A 20487-nucleotide genomic window follows, 5' to 3' on the forward strand; every position below is an offset into this window, starting at 1 on the left:
CATATAGCGCTTTCCGCTTCGCGGACATGAACGCGCTAGGGAATAGGGAATAGGGAATAGGGTTGTGGTACATGGCTTTGAGCCTTTAAGACTGTACACCATAACAGCAAAAACTGCTGTAATTGTAGGGGCGAACAATTGTTCGCCCCTACTGTTGGGTCGTCAGTCATGGGAGATAGAGTGTATCGATCGTTACTGATAATAGCGCTCTTCTAGCCACACTCGTACCTCGTGTTCGGAGTCGCACATAAAGTGTTGATGAGTGAGCGGATCGTAAACCCGATAAATCCAATTTCCGTTTGTATCTTTTGTCTGGGTAATGCGAGGTTCTTCGCTGTACCACCAAACGGCCACCAGATAGTTCCAAAGCCTCTGGAGACGATCGCCTGGAAGAATAGAATGGGGAAAGCGAAGTACGCTTTTGAGATCGGTTAAACGTAATTCGGATACACTCGTGATTTGTGAGACACTACTGGTGTTTTTCATGGATCGTGTCCTCAATGCCTACCAATAGCAGTGGACAAGCGCTACGCGCTAGGGAATAGGGAATAGGGAATAGGGAATAGGTAAAACCCTGTTTTACCTCATTACCTGGGCCTACTGCTATCGCTGTTCCCAACTGATAGATGTCTGCTGCTATATCTCTAGTTTGGAGCAAACTGAGAGAAAAAAACAGATGCAATTAAGATAAATTGTAACCATAACAGTTTTCCTGCTAAAAACTGTTATGGTTGATAAAATCCATAACTGTACTGGAGCGTTATGCACTTAAGACCCATTGAGCAAACCCAAGGCGCTAATTTATATGAACAGGTGGCCAACCGCATTCAGACGTTAATTTCTGAAGGAACCCTGCAACCGGGCGATCGCCTGCCTTCGGTGCGAAAAGTGCATCAACAAATGTCGGTGAGTATTTCCACTGCCCTAGAAGCCTATCGCCTTTTAGAAGACCGGGGACTCATTGGAGCTAAACCCCAATCTGGCTATTTTGTGCGATCGCTCAAATCTCCTCCAGAACCCGATCGCTCTTCTCCAGCCCAAAAAGCCTGTCGGGTAGATACCTCTCTAGTCTTTAAGGTCAATTCCATGGTGCGCGACCCAGAAATCATCCAACTGGGGGCTGCTGTACCGGGAATGGACTTATTACCCCTGTCCACCTTAAACCGTCTCATGGGTCAGGTAATGCGCCACAATCCCGCCTTAGCCCATAGTTATAGTCCGCCTCCGGGGTGTCTTGAATTTCGCCGGGCGATCGCCCGGCGCTTATTGGATGCCGACTGTGCCGTGACCCCAGATGAAATTGTAGCCACCCATGGAGCCACGGAAGCCGTATATTTATCCTTACGAGCCACCACTCAACCGGGGGATACAGTCGCCATCTCTTCCCCGTCCTATTATGGATTACTCGAAGCCTTAGCCACCCTCCATTTACGAGCATTAGAACTGCCAACCCATCCCAGGGAAGGTATTTGTCTTGATGCCCTAGAAACGGCCCTCAAACAAAAAAAAATTAGCGCTTGTGCCCTAGTCTCTAATTTTAGCAATCCCCTGGGCACATGCATGAGCAATGAGAACAAACAAGCCCTAGTGGAATTGCTCGCCCAGTATCAAATTCCCCTGATTGAAGATGATGTTTATGGAGATTTATCCTTTAATGGCGATCGCCCCAAAGCCATCAAAGCCTTTGATCGGGAAGGCTTAGTCTTATACTGTGCCTCCTATAGTAAAGTCTTATCCCCAGGGTTGCGCGTCGGTTGGGCCATTCCCGGACGCTATCAACCCCAAGTCGAGCGCCTCAAGCTGACGGTCAATATGAGTACCTTTCCAGCCAGTCAATTGGCGATCGCCGCCTTTCTCGCCAACGGAGGATACGATCGCCATGTGCGAAACCTGCGCCGCGCCTATGAACAACAAATGCTGCAAATGATTCAAGCCATTTGTAACTATTTTCCAGAAGAGACAAAAGTCACTCGACCCACAGGGGGTCACGTGCTTTGGGTCGAACTGGCCTCCCATTTTGATACCATGGAACTATTCCACAGAGCTTGCCAACATAAAATCAGTATTTCTCCGGGAATTATGTTTTCGCCCTCTAGAAGTTATGGCAATTGTTTCCGGCTCAATTGTGGTTTACCCTGGTCGCCAGAAATTGAACAAGCCATGGAAACCTTGGGGAGCTTGATCCGTGAGGGATAGAAACCCTCAGTATACCTGGGGTAGAATCGGCTGGAGCCATCTGTTGGCCCAGACCCTCTCTTTAAAGGCTGCAACAAATGCTGGATCTTCGGTAAAGTAGAAACAGTCACGCCTTTTTTCCCGAATCTCCATGGTCAGTTCTCCTCCCCAAACCGCCCGCAGTACCTCCGATTGGAAACGTATTATTCGAGACTTTCAACAAATTTTGGGTCGTCAAGGAGTGATCCAGCGTAAGGAAGAACTGCTCACCTATGAATGTGATGGCTTAACCAGTTATCGGGTACGACCTAAGCTAGTTTTACTGCCACGCAATACCCAAGAGGTAGCCGAAACAGTTAAATTATGCGATCGCCATCAACTTCCCTGGGTAGCACGGGGAGCAGGAACCGGCCTCTCTGGTGGCGCTCTTCCCGTAGAAAACGGAGTCTTGATTTCCACTGCCTTTATGCGCCAAATTCTCGATATTGACTTAGAGAACCAACAGGTCGTGGTGCAACCGGCCGTCATTAATAACTGGGTCACCGAAGCCGTGAGCGGTGCTGGGTTTTATTATGCTCCCGATCCCTCCAGTCAAATTATTTGCTCCATTGGCGGTAATGTAGCGGAAAACTCAGGCGGGGTTCATTGCTTCAAATATGGAGTCACCACCAACCATGTTCTGGGCTTAAAATTAGTGCTTCCCGATGGTTCTATCGTTGATGTGGGGGGAGAAGTGCCGGAAATGCCTGGATATGACCTCACCGGATTGTTTGTCGGTTCAGAAGGAACCCTAGGCATTGCCACAGAAATCCGATTACGGATTATTAAACAAGCCGAAGCCATTCAAGTCCTACTGGCTGATTTTACCAGTGTGGAAGCCGCAGGAGCTGCCGTTTCCGATATTGTCAGCGCCGGAATTATTCCGGCAGGCATGGAAATGATGGATAACTTTAGTATTAATGCAGTTGAAGATGTGGTTGCTACGAACTGTTATCCCAGAGATGCGGTGGCTATTCTGTTAGTAGAAGTAGATGGGTTAGAGGTGGAAGTGGCTGAATATGGCCAACGCATTGCCGACATTTGCCGTCAAAATGGAGCCAGGGATATCAAGACCGCTACCGATCCAGAGGAGCGCCTCCGATTATGGAAAGGTCGTAAAGCAGCTTTTGCGGCTGTGGGTAAGATTAAACCGGATTATTATGTCCAAGATGGGGTCATTCCTCGGACACAACTCCCCTATGTCCTGGGAGAAATCGAGAAACTGAGTGAAAAATATGGCTATCCAGTGGCTAATGTGTTTCATGCGGGGGATGGCAATCTTCATCCCCTGCTGCTCTACGATAATAAGATTCCGGGAGCGTTAGAAACGGTGGAAGAATTAGGGGGAGAAATTTTGAAGATCTGTGTACAAGTGGGGGGCAGTATTTCAGGAGAACATGGGATTGGAGCGGATAAACTGTGTTATATGGATCGGATGTTTACCCCTGTGGATCTCGAAACCATGCAATGGGTGCGTTCCGTGTTTAATCCCCAAGGGTTAGCGAATCCGGGTAAGGTGTTTCCCACTCCTAAAAGCTGTGGAGAAGCGGCTCAAGTCAAAGCACAATTAGCGAATCAGAAGACAGGAGTCGATTTATTTTAAGCGTGAGAGAAATTTCTCTCTGGTTAGTCCATTAAACTTTAGATCTGGCGATCGCCTCAGCGATGGTTGCCGAGCTGAATCCAGGTATGCGGAGCATTATGGCTATGTGGAAACCGATCCCCTTTAAGAGGCAATTATCTGCATTGAGTACACATCGTCTTTTCATTTCGGCGATCGTGACGATGACGATAGTGAGTTCGAGTGTACTAGGCTATTACAGTTATCAAAAGGCCTATAATTCTCTACTACGGAAACTTCAAGAGAATGCCCTGCAAGATGTGAAAGATGGGGTACAAGCGGTGGATCAATGGATCGGTCAGCGCAAAGCTGAAGTGGCGACGATCGCCAATAGTCCCACGGCTCGAACCCTAGATTTGAAGCAGATTGAGCCGTATTTAGTCCAAGAAGCTCAAAGAATTGAACCGTTTAATCTAGTCGCCTTTTTTGAGGTTACGGGGCGCTTTTATACGAGTCAAGGTAAGACGAATGAGGCTCACGATCGCCTGTATTTCCAGAGAGCAATGCAGGGGGAGGTCAATGTTTCCGATCCTTTGATTTCCCGTTCTACAGGTTTATTGCAGATTGTGATTGCTGCTCCCATTACTCCCAATGCTCCCCTCGATCCTACACCAAAAGGGGCGATCGTCGCTCCCGTGCCTCTGAATCGCTTAGAAAAAGTGATTGAGGCCCTATCCTATGGGCCAGGTAGTTATGCATTTATGCTCGATTCTCAGGGAGTTCCCATCGTTCCCCGCGATCTGGAAATATTTGGATTTGACTTGAATGAACCTACATCTTTAATTCAGAGCAACGATCCAGTTTTAAGCCAATTGGCACAACACATGATTAACCGGGAACAAGGAATTGATTTAGTCAATTGGCCCAATCGCCGGCACTATATTGCCTATGTTCCCCTAGAAGAAGCAGATTTTTCGATTGCTTTAGTCATTCCCCGTCAGAATATTGACCAAGTTCTGCGCCCTTTGCATATTCTAGGATTCATGATTATTGGTTTAGTGTTGTTAATGTTGTTTGTTGTCTGGCGGGCCCAAGATTGGGAACAACATCATCTACGCCAAGCTAAGGAAAAATCGGAAAAAACCACCCATGAATTAACGGAAGCTTTAGGCGAATTACAACGGACTCAAGCCCAATTAGTGCAAACGGAAAAAATGTCTTCTCTGGGCCAGCTCGTCGCTGGAGTTGCTCATGAATTTAATAACCCCGTCAACTTCATTCATGGGAATTTGGTTTACGCCCGTGAATATTTTCAAGATCTCACAGATTTAGTTAAAATGTATCAAAATTATATGCCCAATCCACCGAAGGAAGTTACAGACAAGCTAGAAGAAATGGATTGGGAGTTTCTAGAGTCTGATTTACTCAAGTTATTGGATTCTATGGGATCGGGTACAGAGCGGGTCAGACAGTTAGTGAAAGGATTACGCACATTTTCCAGTTTGGATGAAGATGGTTGTAAATTGGTTAATCTGAATGAACATTTAGACATTACTCTAACGATTTTAGCCAATCGTTTGCACTTAAAATCTGATTGTCGAGAGATTAAGGTGATTCGAGACTATGAGGAGTTGCCTTTGGTAGAGTGCTACCCTGGGCTGTTAAATCAAGTTTTCCTCAATCTTTTGAGTAATGCGATCGATGCAATTGATGAAGCCTCTCAGAACGGAAAATGGTTAGATAACGATCTCGATCCACCCCAAATTGAATTGAAAACTCGTGTGCTAGAATCCCCTTGTATTGAAGTGATGATTAAAGATAATGGGACGGGGATTCCTGAGAAGATTCGAGACCGAATTTTTGATCCGTTTTTTACTACTAAATCCGTGGGGAAGGGAACGGGGTTAGGTTTGGCAACCAGTTATCAGATTGTGGTGAATAAACATAAAGGAGTTTTAGATTATGATTCGATCTTAAATCAGGGCAGTCAGTTTTATATTCAGTTACCTTATATCAAACAAACTTCCACCGAATTAAGCTGAATCTTGAATATCTAATCCTTGCCGAATTCGGTGCAATTCTTCCCACAATTTTTTGATGCGGTTGTAGGATTCAATGGGGGTAATTTTTCCATTGGTTTCTAGGGCGCTGATCAGACTGACTTTCTGAGCAAATTCTTGTAAATTGGCATTGAAAATTAGATTATCGGGAGTCAGTTTTCCGTGGTAAGAAGTCCGGGGATATAAAAATTGTTCTTTCATAATTGGCTCCTTAATGGATATTGATCGAGGTGGGTTATGGGGGTTGGGGATCAACCACTTGAAATTCTGATTCTTCTAAAGATAGGAGGAGGGGTTCATCGGGGTCTTCAATGGGGTTTTGGATCAGTTGTACAATCCACCGTCCTTTCTCTTCTTCGGCTTTGAGATATCCTAATGCGCCTGCTGCATACTCTGGATAGAGAACCTGCACTAATGTTCCTGGTTTTAACATAGATGGACGGTTTACTTTAACAATAATTGACCCCTTAACCTCATTTTAACCTAATCAGTGACTAGAGTGCCGATCCGGATCGAAATGGGTAAAGAAGCCATAAATAGTGTGAGCTATTCATTAGACTCTATATTTAGGAGTTGACAAAATACACATATTTTTAATGGGTCACCCTTGGGGCATAGGTAAGGGTAACCTGTTAAGGCCGGAAGGGGGGTGTTGGGTTAGCGCTCTTCCGGTATACCCTCATTGAGAGACCAACGATACTCTACGGGTAAGTTAGAGCGCTGACAACTTTGTTCGAGTTGACGCTGTTGGGCGAGGGCTTTACGCAGGGTGGCAATGAGTTGATGAACTTGCTCTCGCTGAACAGATTGGCCTTCAACCGCTAACCAAGTTTGACGCTCTAAGAGTTGGAGAAGAAGTTCATAGTGAACATGAGAGGGAACCGGAATAGGTTGCATAGTTGAGTTAATCAAGGGAAAAGAGGTGTATGGAATGGGAAGAAGGCCCAGACTTTCTGGTTATTGTAGTTGATGTGGGTTGGGAAATAGGTCGGCGATCGCCTTTCCTGGGTCGTCTTGTTTCACTAATGACTCGCCGATTAAGACGGCTTGAGCGCCCACAGAGGCGACAAATTGCAGATCTTCACTGCTATGGAGTCCGGATTCACTCACCAGGAGAATGTCCCGATCTTGCAGGTGCTGGCGACGAGCGTGGGAGAGGGTTTCTGTGGTTTTTAGGTCTACGGTAAAATCTTCTAGGTTGCGGTTATTGATGCCAATCAAGTGGACGGATTCTAAGGCTAATACTCGGTCGAGTTCGTCGAGGGAATGGACTTCAATTAAGGCTGTCATGCCTAGGGCGTGAATGATTTTACTAAAGTATTTGAGGTCTTGATCGGAGAGGATGGCGGCAATGAGGAGAACTGCGTCTGCGCCATGAATGCGGGCTTGATAGATTTGGTAGGGATAAATAATAAATTCTTTGCACAAGAGGGGTAAGTCAACGGCGGCGCGAACTTTGGCGAGGTTTTCAAAGCTGCCTTGGAAAAATTTGCGATCGGTTAATACGGATAAACAAGTGGCTCCTCCTTGCTGGTAGGATTGGGCGATCGCCACTGGATCAAAGTTTTCCCGGATTACTCCTTTTGAGGGTGATGCTTTTTTGACTTCAGCAATCACGGCGGGCTGGGTTTTACCCTGGCGAAGTGCGCCGAGAAAGTCTTTGGCAGGAGCAACCGTTTCTATACGACGTTTTAGGTCACTTAAAGAGACTTTTTCCCGTTGTCCTTGGACTTCCGTTTCCTTATGCCAGACAATTTTTTCCAGAATATTTTGGGGTTCACTACCGGGTACACTCACTTGATATTGCAGGTGACTGATGGAAAATGTGGGACTAGGGGGACGACGACGAATTTGCATAAGGAATTAAAGAAAACAAATGATATTAGGGTTTTGGGGGATGACGGACATTAAGGGATGAGGGAAAAGGCAAGAGCTGTTGATAAGCTACTTCATAGCAGTATGAAGGGCTGTCAGGATATAGTGTTGCATAGATCCTAGGAGCGTTGTCAAGGAAAATGACTCATCAAGATTTAGAACTGGATCAAGAGATTATTTTTGATGCCAAAAATGAGGCTCCGTTGCGGGTGCAAGGGGTAAACCTTCAGGTGAAGTTGGAGGAGGGGTTACGGGAGGTACGGTTAAGGGTGGAGGTGGATGGGGCCAGTTATGCAGAAATTGAGGACAATAATCAGTTTAATTTGGAGAAACGCTGGCGGGGGGAAATGGTGGGGGAGTTTCTGAGCGATCGCCCCCTATACTTGGATCTGATGTTACAACCGGATCGAGTGCCCGATCGGATTCCCGATGATTTACGGGCGATCTTAACTCCAGAATTGTTACAGTCTGAGCTATGGTTGGCGCTGTCGGTTTATCAAGAGGTTGAGGGGGAGCGAGTTGGTTATGATACGTTTTGGCAACGGGCGAATTTAACTCAATTGACGCAAGCGGTTCAGATGGGAGCGCAAGCGCTGGAAACGCTGTTTAATACGGTTCAAGAGGGTTTAGAAACGGAATTTTCCCAGATGGAAGAGGGGGGTTTTGCTGGATTCATGCGGCAGTTGGAGGAGTGGACAGAGGAGGAAGAGGAGACTTCTTTAGAGGCGGTGGTGCGAGATTTTTTTGAGCAGGATGATTGGGAATTTATACAGGTTGAGTCAGGACTTTTACAGTTAGCGTTTCAGGGAGAAAATGGTCGTTGGCGCTGTTATGCTCGCATTTATGAAGGGGATAAGCAGTTTCTGTTTTATTCTCTCTTTCCGGTTGCGGTTCCAGAAGGCGATCGCCGGTTGATGGCAGAATTGTTAACTAAAGCTAACTATGGCATGATTTTGGGCAATTTTGAGCTAGATTTTGCCGACGGTGAACTGCGATATAAGACGAGCATTGATGTGGAGGGCGATCGCCTGACGGTGGCTTTGGTGCGATCGCTGGTGTATGCTAATGTGACCATTATGGATCGATACTTACCGGCGATCGTGGCGGTATTAGAGGGGAGTTCGATATCGGAGGCACTCCAAAGGGTTGAATAATAGTAGATAAAAGATGCAATTGGGTCGATTTAATCAAATTCCGGGGCCCAGATTTCTACCACGGGTAATTCCCATCCAGGGAGCAATTCCGGAACGGTGAAAACATCCCCATCCCCTAACGTTACGGGGTCTTGATTAAGTCGATAAACCTCCATTGTCCGAGTTCTCGGATCGACCAATACTCCTACCTGAGTTCCTAATGCGATGAATTCTTGGATTTTCTCGCGCAATTTGTTGATACTATCCGTTCTCGACTTCACTTCAAACATTAGATCCGGCACTAATTCAGCATACCCTTCCGTAGTGCGCGGTAAACGTTGAGCGAGGATAAAAGAGGCATCCGGTGCGCGAACATCTCCGTCAGCATTCGGTAAACGAAATCCACCACTAGAGGCAATGACGCGGCCTAATTTTCGCGGTCTCACCCAATGGGATAATTCAGCCACAATCGCAGCAGCCACTTCATCTGATTCTAATCCAGAAGGACTCATACAGATAATTTCTCCTTGAACTAATTCCATCCGATAGTTAGGATGCTGGGTTTGGAGATATTCTAAGTCTTTGATGGTTAATTTAGGCATGGGGTTGGCAGTATTAATGGATTATTTAAGCCAGTTGACTAATAGTTTTGAGTACCGATAAGACTTGCTCTAGTTCATAGGGTCTTTCAATTGATAAGGCGTAAGAGCGACTATAGATAGGCGGATCGGAGGGTTGAAGTTTAACAAACACAAATTCTCGACCATTGAGCAAAAAGCCAAAGATTGGCTTGGTCTGCTGACCGCTCTTGAGCATATAAGAGAGGGCTTGAGGAAGTGCTTCCATGATATCAATTTTGGTACTTTTGGCTTCAATAATCAGTATCCAGAGATGTTGTTGGATTACTAAAACATCAATCCGACCTCTGATGATTAAGCCTTCATCTTCAACGGAGAGTTCTACGGGGGTTTCCGTGCGGATAGAAAAGGGCGGTTGAAAAAATCCAGCCAGGTCTAATAAGGGCGAGAGGATGACCATTTTCACCCCTTCTTCTAGAAGAGGACGGCGACTGACCAGGTTAAAGTAGTGACTGCATACTCTTTGCAGGGTTTGTTTTTCGCGATCGCTTAATTCGGGTAAGTTCTGTTGCCATTCTAGAAAAAAATCAGGGTCAGGGGTCAATTGCAGACCAAAATGTTCTTGGAGTGCTTCGAGGGTAATGTCCTGCGCGGGTATCGTTGTCGGCATAAGAACTTCTGGGTCGGAGTTAAGGGGATTGCGTAGGGCAGTGTTGACTTTAGTGGTGATTGTAACATATAGTTGATTGGAGTTGGAGATAAGTAGCGATCGCCCCACCACGAGAGGAAGTGATTTATGTCCACCTTATCCGATTGGCAGCAACTGGCCATTCACTCCCATTACCAAACCGCAAATGCTTGCTATAATTGACTGTATTGAAACTAAAAAAACGATGATAGAATCTCAAATTTTAGAAGCGATCAAACAGATGCCAAATATAGAGCGCTTAAAGATTATTGAATTTACTCTCAAGTTGGTGCGCGAAGAAATGACTCAGACAGAGAAACTCAGCTTAGAAGATGCGGCAGAAATTATGCGCCCTTACTATGCAGAAGGAAGCGAGTTAACTGAGTTTACTGATAATGATAATAGTGATTTTTACGAATATCAAGACTATGCTTAGAGGTCAGGTTTGGTTATATCAAGCCGATCCATCAATTGGTGATGAAATTGGCAAAACTCGCCCTTGTATAATTGTAAGCAATGATAGGATTGGTATTTTACGATTAAAGGTCATTGTTCCTATTACGGGCTGGAATGATATCTTTGCCAATATTTCTTGGATGGTGAAGATTGAACCAACCTCACAAAATGGATTAAATAAACTGTCTGCCGCAGATGCTTTTCAAGTGCGCTCTGTTTCTCAACAAAGACTGATTAAGCATATAGGAAGTCTATCTGAAGACACTACACAAAAGCTTGATCGGGCGTTAGCCGTTGTCTTAGATATTTAAAGATCGGACGAAAATGAAAGTCAAAAAGATTGACATTCCTATTGAGAAGATTGCCAACCTGTGCCAGAACTGGCATATTCATAAACTCTCGCTGTTTGGATCGTTCTTGCGGGATGACTTTACGCCAGAGAGCGATATTGATATCTTAGTGGAATTTGAACCCGGTTTTACTCCTGGATTTTTTAAGCTCTACCAAATTGAAGAAGAACTTTCGGATTTATTCGATCGTCGTCAAATTGATTTAGTGACTCTTAAGTTTCTGAACCATCGAATCCGCGATCGCATTTTAGCAGAAGCAGAGGTTTTTTATATTAAGTCCGCTTAATCAACCCTAATTAAGTCATTGCGAATGGAGCAAAGCGGAATGAAGCAATCTCTACAATCTCCAAATCTCGGCGATTGCTTCCCTCCGGTCGCAATGACATATTCTAACTTATTATTCGGATTTGATATTATGTCGCAGAAAGATAAGAGGTATAGAAAAAAGTGGATAGAATAGAAAATTACCGTCAGATTATCCGTTCTATTCTCACACCTTATACGGAAATTAATTATGCGAATGTTGAGGCAACCAATTATGCTGTTTTCGATCCAGAAACTGATCAATATATGATTGTTTCAGTGGGTTGGGACGATGACAGACGAGTACATGGGTGTTTAATTCATCTGGCAATTCTGGATGGGAAAGTGTGGGTTCAGCAGGATAATACTGAGGATGGAGTAACCTATGATTTGGTCGCAGCAGGAATTCCGAAATCGGATATTGTACTGGGGTTTCATGAACCGCAGATTCGCCCCCATACTGGGTTTGCAGTGGGTTAGGAGAATCAGGTCAATGTAGACTAGATCTCGTTCTTCACTCATAATGGCTTGGCCTCTTTGAGAACTTTTTCTCTAATTAATGGACTCAAACCTTTATCGGTGACGATATCAACTTTGCATTGCAGTAAATCTTGCAAATCCATCAATAACCCACCGGGAAACCACGGGGATGTTTTTGAGGAATCATAATCGATCAAAAAGTCGATATCGCTCTGTTCAGTTTCTTCTCCTCTAGCAACTGAGCCAAAAATTCGCAGATTAAAGGCTCCATGTTTAGCGGCAATTTCTAAAATTTCTTTCTTTTTGTCCTGTAAAGTTTGTCGGATAGTCGTCATTATTTTTTAGCAATCAATGATATAATAGCGAGATAACTGTTCCATTTAATCAAATTCCGGGGCCCAGATTTCTACCACCGGTAATTCCCATCCAGGGAGCAATTCCGGAACGGTGAAAACATCCCCATCACGTAATGTTACGGGGTCTTGATTAAGTCGATAAACTTCCATTGTCCGAGTTCTCGGATCGACCAATACTCCTACCTGAGTTCCTAATGCGATGAATTCTTGGATTTTCTCGCGCAATTTGTTGATACTATCCGTTCTCGACTTCACTTCAAACATTAGATCCGGCACTAATTCAGCATACCCTTCCGTAGTGCGCGGTAAACGTTGAGCGAGGATAAAAGAGGCATCCGGTGCGCGAACATCTCCGTCAGCATTGGGTAAACGAAATCCACCACTAGAAGCAATGACGCGCCCTAATTTTCGGGGTCTCACCCAATGGGATAATTCAGCGACAATAGCAGCAGCCACTTCATCTGATTCTAATCCGGAAGGACTCATACAGATAATTTCTCCTTGAACTAATTCCATCCGATAGTCAGGGTGCTGGGTTTGGAGATATTCTAGGTCTTTGATGGTTAGTTTAGGCATAGCGATCTTTTTACTCTTCGGCTACTAACTGCTGTCTTTTATTGTCCCACCATTCATCAGTAACTTCAATAGGTGTGCCACTATTTAAGCCTTCGAGTAAGAGTTGTTCCCAACGCTGTTGTTCAACTTTCTGTTGTGCTTCGCTAATTAAGTTCAAAATATAGTCATGAGCGGTTGAATAACCTTCTTTTTTGACTGGTTCGGAAATAAAGTCACTCATGGCTTCTGGAAGAGTGAGGTTTAAGTTCGTCATGATGTTTGCTCAAGTTTGATAATCTTGTATACTACTGATTATAATATCATTTTAATTCAAGCAACGCCATGTCACTACAAGAGGTTAAACAGCAAGTGGTAAAGCTCTCGGTTAGAGAACGGCTATCATTGGTGAGTTTTATTATTGAGTCTTTACCGGAATTGAGGAGTTCTACGGCAGAACGCTCTAGGGCAATTGAACAGATGCGAGGGTTATTAAAAACGGATAAACCTGCACCGACTGATGAGGAAGTAGAGGCTATGCTAGAAGAGAGGCGGATAGACAAGTATCTTTAGGAAAGATTAAAATAGCGAGGTACTTTTGAGTGAAGATTTTAATCGATACTAATATTGTATTAGATTTTTTATTGCAACGAGAACCGTTTTGTCAAGAGGCAGAGCTACTTTTTCAAGCAATTCATGATAATAAAATCATAGGATATGTTACTGCTACGACTCTGACAGATATTTTTTACATTGCCAGAAGGCATACAGGCAGTATTGACAAGGCTCAAGAGGCTATTTTAGCCATACTTCATACAATGCTCATTTGTCCGGTTAATCGAGAAACTTTGGAATCAGCATTAACTTTGAGTTGTACTGATTTTGAAGATTCTGTTCAGGTCGCATGTGCTATTGCTCAAGGTTTGGATGGAATTGTAACTCGTGATACAGGTTTTCCCAATGAACTGATTCCTGTTTTATCTGTAGCTGAAGCCTTGCAACAACTAGAAAGTGGTACATAGTAAATTTCTCATAGGGTCATACAGCTCATACCCCACCTCCTCACAGAGACTCGACAAGAGTAAATCGGACACCGAAATCCAAGGAATTTTACAGGGTTTCCCCTCCAGATCGCGCTGAAAATTGGCCCAAATTTGATAGAGTAAATCCGGAGTTAAAGCCAACGGCAGCGCCGCATGAGCCGCCAAAGAAAGATGAGGCTGATCAAATTTCCTCTCAAAGGCTTGAATTCGTCGTTGTGCGGCTTCAATTTTCATGTTGACTACTCGGATACTGACCAAAACTGTTCAGCGATTTTTTCCACGGCTATTTCTAACTCCGGCAAGTAATTTTCCACCACATCCCAGACCACCTCTAGATCGAGATCTAAATAATCATGGGCCAGTTTATTTCTAAAACCGATGACTTGATGCCAAGGCATATTCGGTTGGGACGCTTTCCAATCTTCCGGTAACTTTTTGATTGACTCACACATCACTTCCAAATTTCTGATCACAGCATCCTGAATCATGATTTCTTCTTCAAAGCTCTTCTTTCCTCCTTCCGTATAGGATTGGATGCGCTGTAAACAATCTCGAATATGAATTAAATAGAGTCGATAGTCTTTCATAGGTCAATCGCCTCTTGTAAGACTCGATCGCGGATAAAATAATGGAGTGATTTCGCCGTCACTACATCCACTTTACGTTCTAATAAATCTTCCAAATCTTGGATTAATCCCACGGGAAACCAAGAAGAAGTTTTGGTTAAATCATAATCAATCAGAAAATCAATATCACTATCCTCTCGTTCCTCCCCTCGCGCTACGGAGCCAAAAATTCGCACGTTAAACGCGCCGTGTTGTTCGGCAATGGCTAAAATTTCTGCTCGTTTTTCCTGTAACTCTTGCTTGAGTGCCATGGGTTTAACCTCAGTGTGGCAATCCTGGGTAGAAGATCGTTGATCTGCATCATAGCAGCGATCGCCCCATCCGCCATCCTGCTCTTGCCTCATAGCTCCTTAACTGCGTTGACACAGAACAAGAAGACTATACTCGTATTATATCGGCAAGAAAAGCAACAAAATATGAAGAACAAAGTTATTTCCAGCAACTCTCAAACTGACTGGCAACGGCTAGATAGGATGACCGATGACGAGATTGATTTTTCTGATTGTCCTGAACTGACCCCAGAACTATTTGCTAAAGCTGTAGTTCGTAAAAATCGTCGGACTCACGGGAGCAAGTTCCAGTGACATTATCGATAGATAAAGATATTTTAGAATGGCTTCAATCTCAAGAGCAAGAGTATCAAACTCAGATTAACCGTTTATTGCGAGATTATATGGAAAAGCATCTATAGAAGGGCGGGTTTCACTGCGCGACATGAACAGGAAGGTTATGGGTTCACCAACATCTAGTGCCGTGACAACCCTAAAATGGTGGGTTACGGCGGATTGATAGATTTCTGTCAGAGTCTAGGTTTTAGCCGCCTAACCCACCCTACGCTAATGCACTACATTCTACTAAAAGCCATAGCGCTTCTTTAGTAATCCCTTTATTTTTAGAATCGCCGGGTAACAAAAGTGGCTTGTTAGGCTCCCATTGACAATCTGCCAAATCTTTATTTTCCCTAGAATACAAGGTAACTGGCTTCTCTAAAGCATCTAACTTTTGTTTCTCAATCATCACCTTTCCCTCAGTAAATTTGAGCAATGCTTCAACTAAGGTTAATACATTGTTGCGTTTGAACTGATCTTTACCAAATTTGGACATCGCTAGATCTGAAGAAAAATTTTTGTTGTTTGGGCAAGTTTGCCCAAGCCACTGGGTTGCCCAAACAGCCCAAGCTTAATTATATCAGTCCTTTCACAGATTTTCTAAGCAGCTTGATCTAAAGGAGTGCCCAAAAAAAGAATCGCCTTGCAGAGATTAAAGCGAGGTGAGGTTATGGATGCTCGACAGGGTATTGGGAAGGAAATCGAAGAGCAGATCATTCCCGTAGAGCTTGAGATTGTTGGGGATCAAGATTTAAGACTGAAGAGACGCGAAGCGCTGGCAAATGTATACAGCAATGTTATGGAAGAGCCGATCGCCCACTGGATGATAAAGAAGGATGTTCAATCGTCTGTCTCGTGTATCCTGGCTCTATCGCCTTTAGTGGTCATTCTATTGTACTGTATGGCTCGGCGATTGTGGAAATGAAATCGTTTCTTTCTCTTCTGGATAATTCAACTCTTCCTATAATTCTTGCTTGAGTGCCATAGAATTATACCAACTCAGACTATGATTCTAACTTCAACTCTCGATTGGTAATAGCTGAATTCTTAACAAAAGCTAACTAGAGCATGATTTTGGGCGATTTTGAGCTAGACTTGACCGACGGTGAACTCCGAGATAAGAGGGTTGAATAGCAGGAATTGTTGACTTCAGATGGCACAACGACGCAATAAGCGCCCCTTTGGGCGACGAACTTTAGAGCAGATTGAACAACGGGGACGGGCTAGGGCCCAGAGTCGGGCGGCTTTCTTGCGGGGAGGCTTCATTTACCGGCTGTATCGTTTCTTTCCTTTTTGGATGATTCAATTGCTGCCGTTTATTCAGCAGGATGTGCTGGATCTGTTGCGTCGAGAGCGGGAGGAAGGGGAGGAAGCCGCGCCAGAGGTGGAAGCGGTAGAAACAGTTACAGCTCCGGTGGTGGGGTCGCGGAGAGACTGGGTTTATACGGAGTATCGATGTGTTTGGGGCGATCCCTTGGGATGCGATCAGCCCCGGCAGAGTATGGAAGTGGATGGGGAGACCAAGGTTTGTCTGAGATGTGGGTTTCCGGCAATTTTGCGCCCGAAAGCGGAGATTATCGGCCATCGGGGCCGGTATCGGGTGACGGAGTTTCTGGGCAGTCGGGGCATGGGACGGCTGTATAAAGGGGTGCAGGTGGTGAATGGTGCGCCGGTAGCGATCAAGGAGTATTTGTTACCGAAGCGCTATTTTAATACTCAGGAAGCCCAGAATTATAAGGATAATTTCGAGAATGTGGCCGGGGCAGTTTTGGCGGATGGTCGGGCCCAGGATTTTCGGGTGTTGAGTTCTGGGGATGCGATCGCCGATCGCCATGAGGAGCGCTGTTATGTGGTCACCGAGGGGTTGGCAAGTTTGTACCCGACGTTGAGGGTTTATTTGCAACAAAAGGGAGCTATGGATCAGTGGGAAATCTTGCATTTCTTGAATCAGGTTTTGCAAAGTTTAGAGTCGTTACATGGACAAAAATATCGCCTGCCCTCCAGCCAAATTCAAGGGGGATTGTCCCATGGTAATTTAAGTTTAGATAGTCTGCTGATTTTGCCCCAAGAACAGCAGTTTTTTGAGTTTCCCCAATTCCTAATTTATTTGTCGGATTTGTGGTTGTGGGAAGACCGATTTTTTCCACCGACGATGACGGTTAAACGACCGACATTAAGCCAAGATTTACGAGATTTGGGTCACATCAGTTTTGCCTTACTCACGGGTACTTGGTCGCTGGAGGAAGAGAAAGGCTTAAATCCCAAGTTGCCCCAGGATTGGCCGGAGGTCGATCCTAAACTTCAACAGTTTATTTGGCGGTTATTGGAGATTGATACGCCGTTTCCTAGTGCAGAAGTGGCTCGCCAATCTTTGCCCCAGTTGTCTCGATCTTTAGAGTGGATGGAGTCAACTGAACTGGAGGAAGAAGAGGCGGTTGTTAAGCCCAAACGTCGCTGGTGGTGGTTGCTTTGGCTGCTGCTATTTCTGGGTTTGGGGAGTGGTTTAGGCTGGTGGTTATTACGGCGCTCTAATGACCGAGCAACGGCACAAAATCCGAGGGTTTGTTGTGTGGAGGATGTGGCAGCCGTTCCCCAGGGGCGGTTTGAATATACTGCGGTGGAGAATGGGATTTGGAATTATGTGCTGCAACAACGGAATTTGGTGGCGTTGGGACGGCGTTTGGATGGGGAGTTAGGGCGGCGCATTCCTAAGCTGGAGCTGGTGTATGAGCCGGTGGAGTCTTTGGAGGAGGCGATCGCGGCTGTGCGGGGCGATCGGGCTGATTTTGCCATTGCTTCAGCCATCAATGAACCGGATTTAGAAGCCGAGCGGATCGCCTATGATGGTTTGGTAATTTTTGTCCCGTTTAGTTACGAGTTTCGCCGGGATTCCCTGCCCCGAACCTTGAACGGGCAGTTGAGTTTGGATCAGGTGAGGCGCTTGTATACGGGGGAAGTGAGCAATTGGCAGGAGTTGGGCGGCCCGGATTTGCCGGTGAAGTTGTATGTGCCTGAAAATCCCGAACTGATCCGTATTTTTGAGGAACAAGTGTTGCAAGATCCGGGGGCGATCGCCGCCTTTCGTCAGGGGTTACCGCAAGCCCCCAACCCCGATGCTTTGGTGGTTACGCCTTCGGAGGAAGCGATCGCCGTGCTACCGATTTTTGAGCTATTGCGGACGATGTTGGCAGACTTTGAGGAGCGGGAAATTGGCGCGATCGGGTTTGGGGCGATCGCCCAAGTTTTTGGTCAATGTTCCGTTTATCCCCTAGCCATTTCTACTGAGAATAAAACCGCAGTTCAACCCCTAATTCAAAACAACACTCAACCCCTCAATCCTGGAACTGACCTCTGTAACGATAAAGGCAGTTATTTTCCCCATGTAGAATTGTTTCAAACCGGCGAATATCCCTTGGCCTATCCCCTCACCGTCGTTTATGCTCGTGATAATAGCCGTCCTCCAGTCGGGCAAAAATTTGCTGAACTTCTGCAAACGGAAGAAATGCAAAATCTATTAGCTAAAACTGGACTCATCCCCTTAAATCTCCGACCATGACCAATGAATATAATCCCCATAGCTCCTGGGAACCCATTGGCGATCCCCACAAAGCGGCTGGGTTCAGTATTCCTGCACCCTTGCAAACTGATCGCCGACCCACCGATTCCATCAATTTTGAGGCACTGCAAAAAGTGGCTCAAGAGATTAAAGACGATCCCTTAAAAGTCCAACAATTAGCGGATCGGGTTTATGCCTTATTAGTCGAAGATTTACACCAGCAAAAACAACGAAAAGGATCGTATAAAGGACGCTTGTCATGAACAAACCTAATCCCTATACCCAACATCGAGCTAACTACATTCTGACCAATCGCTTTTATGTAGAAATTGGCAGCGAAATTAAAGCGTCTTTTAGTGAATGTTCCGGGTTTGGCGTGAATATGAAAAAGGAAACCTTACTCGAAGGAGGACTCAACGATCAACAACATATTTTAGTGGGTCATGCAGAATTTGATGATGTCACTCTCAAGCGGGGAATGACCAACGATTTAACCTTCTGGAATTGGCTCTCCGAAACCCTCAGTAGCTACCCTAAAACCCGCTATAACCTGAATATTCTCATGTTCAACCAAGCCGGTGAAACCCAGTTACAGTGGTCATTACTGGAGGCGATACCGGTGAGTTGGAAAGCGCCTGCACTGCAAGCAGACAGCTCTTCCGTGGCGATCGAGGAACTTACCCTGGCCTATGAAGGGATCGAGCTAATCTTGCCTAACCAACCCCAGAAACAGAGTATACAGCTTCAGAAAACTCAGAACAGGCGATCGAGTCCATCCCCTACAACCAACACCCAAAGGCAAATTCCTCAAAACAGGCAACGTAATTTTAACAACTCATTCTCACGGTTGAGGCGGTGATTCTAACTCAACCCCTAACATCCAGCCCTGCTCCACTGAACACCGACAGAGTTCACCATGACAGAAGACATCACGTCAGAAAGCTTACCCGACATACCATTAGGCGTACAATCCCCCTTAGCCGCCCATCATCCGTTAGGTCAAACCTTTATCAGCCCCAAATTCATCCAACCCTTGGGAGCCAAAACCATCAGTTTCTTACATGGTTCAATGATTCAGGGACTACTCGTAGACAACGGATGGGGTAGTGGATTTACGGAGGGGTTTAGGGAGGGATTAGGCGATCGGCAACTACAAAAATCCCCCCTAACTCATCATCAACCCCCAACCTCCCAACCCACCCATCCTGCTCAACCCACCTCCTCAACCCCCCCACCCATTCAACCCTCACCCCTCCCTCAAGACCCCTCACCAAACCCCATCCAAAACCCCCCTGAACTCAACCCCCATACCTCACCTGAAAACCCAGACCTTCAACAACACACATTCCCCGACTACGACACCTCCTCTCAACCCACCATCCAACCTAAACATACCCGTAACAAAACCCAATTCAATCCCAATAAACCCTCCCAGTTAACATCACAAAAACCCCACAAAAAAACACAACTATTTCGTTCTATCATCACCTCCTCCAACCCTCAAAAGCCCCAACCCTCAAACCCAACAGACCCTCAATCTGATCCCAATCCCCCTCTCGAAGATCAAACCCCATCAACTCAACAACCCACCATTCAACCTCAAACCCAATCCACAAATCCTCCAAAAGAACCCTCCTCTCAAATCAACCCAACCCCACCAAACCAACAACCCCAAAAAAATATTCAAAAAAAACACACTTTAACCACTATCAAACCTTTAAATCAGAACTTCACCCTATCTCGTAAACCCCTCCCTAAACCCCCTAAAACTCCACCAACTCAAACCCATCAAAACTTTGACTCCAACGTGCCAGAACAATGGTCTAGCATAGAAGAACTCATTGGAGAAACACCACACCCAACATCCCCGTCCCCAGTAGACTCAGAACTCCCCACTTCTGACTCCATACAAAAAGAAGCAGAAGAAATGAATCCTGGTGAAACTCCTCAAACCCAAAACATAAGTGAATCGCCAAACACTTCTGAATCCGTACAAAGAACAGTAGAAGAAACAGCTCCTGGTGAAATTCCAGAAGTAAATAAGATTA

Annotated in this window: 29 protein-coding genes and 3 pseudogenes; 17 read left to right on the forward strand and 15 right to left on the reverse strand. The window is 45.4% G+C overall.

Annotated features, from left to right (window positions below; genetic code table 11):
- Window positions 1-35 precede the first annotated feature (35 nt).
- Entirely contained in the window at window positions 36-170 is a 135-nt protein-coding gene (locus PMG25_RS11860) for a hypothetical protein (RefSeq protein WP_283767114.1), read from the reverse strand.
- Window positions 171-192: 22 nt separating this feature from the next.
- On the reverse strand, window positions 193-486 hold the full coding sequence (locus PMG25_RS11865; RefSeq protein WP_283767115.1) for a hypothetical protein: 294 nt from the start codon (window positions 484-486) through the stop codon (window positions 193-195).
- Window positions 487-762: 276 nt separating this feature from the next.
- Here PMG25_RS11865 and PMG25_RS11870 point away from each other — a divergent pair, with 276 nt between their 5' ends.
- The 3 genes from PMG25_RS11870 to PMG25_RS11880 all read left to right on the forward strand — a co-directional run bounded on the left by PMG25_RS11870 (window position 763) and on the right by PMG25_RS11880 (window position 5817).
- Window positions 763-2196 (forward strand): aminotransferase-like domain-containing protein, encoded by a 1434-nt coding sequence (locus PMG25_RS11870; protein WP_283767116.1) that lies wholly within the window; start codon window positions 763-765, stop codon window positions 2194-2196.
- A 130-nt stretch (window positions 2197-2326) separates the two neighbouring features.
- Complete coding sequence (gene glcD, locus PMG25_RS11875; RefSeq protein WP_283767117.1) at window positions 2327-3817, forward strand: glycolate oxidase subunit GlcD; 1491 nt, start codon at window positions 2327-2329, stop codon at window positions 3815-3817.
- 143 nt (window positions 3818-3960) lie between these two features.
- Window positions 3961-5817 (forward strand): sensor histidine kinase, encoded by a 1857-nt coding sequence (locus tag PMG25_RS11880; protein WP_283767118.1) that lies wholly within the window; start codon window positions 3961-3963, stop codon window positions 5815-5817.
- Here PMG25_RS11880 and PMG25_RS11885 read toward each other — a convergent pair.
- The 4 genes from PMG25_RS11885 to trpC all read right to left on the reverse strand — a co-directional run bounded on the left by PMG25_RS11885 (window position 5809) and on the right by trpC (window position 7692).
- Window positions 5809-6036, reverse strand: coding sequence for a DUF7219 family protein (locus PMG25_RS11885; RefSeq protein WP_283767119.1), 228 nt, complete (start codon window positions 6034-6036; stop codon window positions 5809-5811). The genes PMG25_RS11880 and PMG25_RS11885 overlap by 9 nt on opposite strands.
- A 34-nt stretch (window positions 6037-6070) precedes the next feature.
- Window positions 6071-6268, reverse strand: a complete 198-nt coding sequence (locus PMG25_RS11890; protein ID WP_283767120.1) for a hypothetical protein — start codon at window positions 6266-6268, stop codon at window positions 6071-6073.
- 224 nt (window positions 6269-6492) lie between these two features.
- Window positions 6493-6732: a DUF5340 domain-containing protein gene (locus PMG25_RS11895; RefSeq protein WP_283767121.1), complete on the reverse strand. Its 240-nt coding sequence runs from the start codon at window positions 6730-6732 to the stop codon at window positions 6493-6495.
- A gap of 60 nt (window positions 6733-6792) precedes the next feature.
- Window positions 6793-7692, reverse strand: a complete 900-nt coding sequence (trpC, locus tag PMG25_RS11900; RefSeq protein ID WP_283767122.1) for an indole-3-glycerol phosphate synthase TrpC — start codon at window positions 7690-7692, stop codon at window positions 6793-6795.
- A 158-nt stretch (window positions 7693-7850) separates the two neighbouring features.
- On the opposite strand from trpC, the gene PMG25_RS11905 reads away from it, so the two are divergent.
- The gene (locus tag PMG25_RS11905; RefSeq protein ID WP_283767123.1) at window positions 7851-8864 is read left to right on the forward strand and encodes a type III secretion system chaperone family protein; all 1014 of its coding nucleotides are present in this window, start codon (window positions 7851-7853) and stop codon (window positions 8862-8864) included.
- Between the two features lie 29 nt (window positions 8865-8893).
- Here the strand turns inward: PMG25_RS11905 and PMG25_RS11910 are convergent, their stop codons facing one another.
- Window positions 8894-9445 (reverse strand): Uma2 family endonuclease, encoded by a 552-nt coding sequence (locus tag PMG25_RS11910; protein ID WP_283767124.1) that lies wholly within the window; start codon window positions 9443-9445, stop codon window positions 8894-8896.
- 25 nt (window positions 9446-9470) lie between these two features.
- Window positions 9471-10091, reverse strand: coding sequence for a restriction endonuclease subunit R (locus PMG25_RS11915; RefSeq protein ID WP_283767125.1), 621 nt, complete (start codon window positions 10089-10091; stop codon window positions 9471-9473).
- 223 nt (window positions 10092-10314) lie between these two features.
- On the opposite strand from PMG25_RS11915, the gene PMG25_RS11920 reads away from it, so the two are divergent.
- From PMG25_RS11920 to PMG25_RS11935, 4 genes are all read left to right on the forward strand, one after another.
- Window positions 10315-10545 carry a hypothetical protein gene (locus tag PMG25_RS11920; RefSeq protein WP_283767126.1) on the forward strand — a complete coding sequence of 77 codons (231 nt, stop codon included), beginning with the start codon at window positions 10315-10317 and terminating at the stop codon, window positions 10543-10545.
- On the forward strand, window positions 10538-10876 hold the full coding sequence (locus PMG25_RS11925; protein WP_283767127.1) for a type II toxin-antitoxin system PemK/MazF family toxin: 339 nt from the start codon (window positions 10538-10540) through the stop codon (window positions 10874-10876). The genes PMG25_RS11920 and PMG25_RS11925 overlap by 8 nt, the downstream gene beginning before the upstream one ends.
- A 13-nt stretch (window positions 10877-10889) precedes the next feature.
- Window positions 10890-11201 carry a nucleotidyltransferase family protein gene (locus tag PMG25_RS11930; protein WP_283767128.1) on the forward strand — a complete coding sequence of 104 codons (312 nt, stop codon included), beginning with the start codon at window positions 10890-10892 and terminating at the stop codon, window positions 11199-11201.
- Window positions 11202-11362: 161 nt separating this feature from the next.
- Complete coding sequence (locus PMG25_RS11935; protein ID WP_283767129.1) at window positions 11363-11698, forward strand: XisI protein; 336 nt, start codon at window positions 11363-11365, stop codon at window positions 11696-11698.
- A 38-nt stretch (window positions 11699-11736) separates the two neighbouring features.
- Here the strand turns inward: PMG25_RS11935 and PMG25_RS11940 are convergent, their stop codons facing one another.
- From PMG25_RS11940 to PMG25_RS11950, 3 genes are read right to left on the reverse strand one after another with little or no spacing between them, the layout of a single operon-like run.
- Window positions 11737-12033, reverse strand: coding sequence for a nucleotidyltransferase family protein (locus PMG25_RS11940; protein WP_283767130.1), 297 nt, complete (start codon window positions 12031-12033; stop codon window positions 11737-11739).
- A 45-nt stretch (window positions 12034-12078) separates the two neighbouring features.
- The gene (locus PMG25_RS11945) at window positions 12079-12630 is read right to left on the reverse strand and encodes a Uma2 family endonuclease (protein WP_283767131.1); all 552 of its coding nucleotides are present in this window, start codon (window positions 12628-12630) and stop codon (window positions 12079-12081) included.
- Between the two features lie 10 nt (window positions 12631-12640).
- Window positions 12641-12883, reverse strand: coding sequence for a ribbon-helix-helix domain-containing protein (locus PMG25_RS11950; RefSeq protein WP_283767132.1), 243 nt, complete (start codon window positions 12881-12883; stop codon window positions 12641-12643).
- A gap of 68 nt (window positions 12884-12951) precedes the next feature.
- Between PMG25_RS11950 and PMG25_RS11955 the strand changes: the two genes are divergently transcribed.
- Both PMG25_RS11955 and PMG25_RS11960 read left to right on the forward strand, forming a co-directional pair.
- Window positions 12952-13179 (forward strand): hypothetical protein, encoded by a 228-nt coding sequence (locus tag PMG25_RS11955; protein ID WP_283767133.1) that lies wholly within the window; start codon window positions 12952-12954, stop codon window positions 13177-13179.
- A 29-nt stretch (window positions 13180-13208) separates the two neighbouring features.
- Entirely contained in the window at window positions 13209-13628 is a 420-nt protein-coding gene (locus PMG25_RS11960; RefSeq protein WP_283767134.1) for a type II toxin-antitoxin system VapC family toxin, read from the forward strand.
- On the opposite strand, the gene PMG25_RS11965 is transcribed toward PMG25_RS11960, so the two are convergent.
- From PMG25_RS11965 to PMG25_RS11975, 3 genes are read right to left on the reverse strand one after another with little or no spacing between them, the layout of a single operon-like run.
- Window positions 13611-13883 carry a hypothetical protein gene (locus PMG25_RS11965; RefSeq protein WP_283767135.1) on the reverse strand — a complete coding sequence of 91 codons (273 nt, stop codon included), beginning with the start codon at window positions 13881-13883 and terminating at the stop codon, window positions 13611-13613. The genes PMG25_RS11960 and PMG25_RS11965 overlap by 18 nt on opposite strands.
- A gap of 5 nt (window positions 13884-13888) precedes the next feature.
- A complete protein-coding gene (locus PMG25_RS11970) occupies window positions 13889-14236 on the reverse strand; it encodes a HepT-like ribonuclease domain-containing protein (protein ID WP_283767136.1) in 348 nt (115 codons plus the stop codon).
- A complete protein-coding gene (locus PMG25_RS11975) occupies window positions 14233-14526 on the reverse strand; it encodes a nucleotidyltransferase family protein (RefSeq protein WP_347178821.1) in 294 nt (97 codons plus the stop codon). Before PMG25_RS11975 ends, PMG25_RS11970 begins: the two co-directional genes overlap by 4 nt.
- A gap of 107 nt (window positions 14527-14633) precedes the next feature.
- Between PMG25_RS11975 and PMG25_RS24670 the strand changes: the two are divergent.
- Both PMG25_RS24670 and PMG25_RS24470 read left to right on the forward strand, forming a co-directional pair.
- Window positions 14634-14729 (forward strand): annotated as a pseudogene (locus PMG25_RS24670) (BrnT family toxin); the annotation flags it as partial.
- Window positions 14692-14966, forward strand: a pseudogene (locus tag PMG25_RS24470) (BrnA antitoxin family protein). The pseudogenes PMG25_RS24670 and PMG25_RS24470, both read left to right, overlap by 38 nt.
- Window positions 14967-15106: 140 nt before the next feature.
- Here the strand turns inward: PMG25_RS24470 and PMG25_RS11990 are convergent.
- Complete coding sequence (locus tag PMG25_RS11990) at window positions 15107-15379, reverse strand: hypothetical protein (protein ID WP_283767140.1); 273 nt, start codon at window positions 15377-15379, stop codon at window positions 15107-15109.
- A 174-nt stretch (window positions 15380-15553) separates the two neighbouring features.
- Between PMG25_RS11990 and PMG25_RS11995 the strand changes: the two genes are divergently transcribed.
- The 5 genes and pseudogenes from PMG25_RS11995 to PMG25_RS12015 form a co-directional block, all read left to right on the forward strand.
- Window positions 15554-15808, forward strand: coding sequence for a hypothetical protein (locus PMG25_RS11995; protein WP_283767141.1), 255 nt, complete (start codon window positions 15554-15556; stop codon window positions 15806-15808).
- A gap of 228 nt (window positions 15809-16036) precedes the next feature.
- Window positions 16037-18439, forward strand: coding sequence for a substrate-binding domain-containing protein (locus tag PMG25_RS12000; RefSeq protein ID WP_283767142.1), 2403 nt, complete (start codon window positions 16037-16039; stop codon window positions 18437-18439).
- Window positions 18436-18702 (forward strand): hypothetical protein, encoded by a 267-nt coding sequence (locus PMG25_RS12005; RefSeq protein WP_283767143.1) that lies wholly within the window; start codon window positions 18436-18438, stop codon window positions 18700-18702. The genes PMG25_RS12000 and PMG25_RS12005 overlap by 4 nt, the downstream gene beginning before the upstream one ends.
- A complete protein-coding gene (locus PMG25_RS12010; protein ID WP_283767144.1) occupies window positions 18699-19298 on the forward strand; it encodes a phage tail protein in 600 nt (199 codons plus the stop codon). Before PMG25_RS12005 ends, PMG25_RS12010 begins: the two co-directional genes overlap by 4 nt.
- A 57-nt stretch (window positions 19299-19355) precedes the next feature.
- Window positions 19356-20487 (forward strand): annotated as a pseudogene (locus PMG25_RS12015) (hypothetical protein); the annotation flags it as partial.

This window comes from Roseofilum capinflatum BLCC-M114 (assembly GCF_030068505.1).
In the GTDB taxonomy this organism is placed as follows: domain Bacteria; phylum Cyanobacteriota; class Cyanobacteriia; order Cyanobacteriales; family Desertifilaceae; genus Roseofilum; species Roseofilum capinflatum.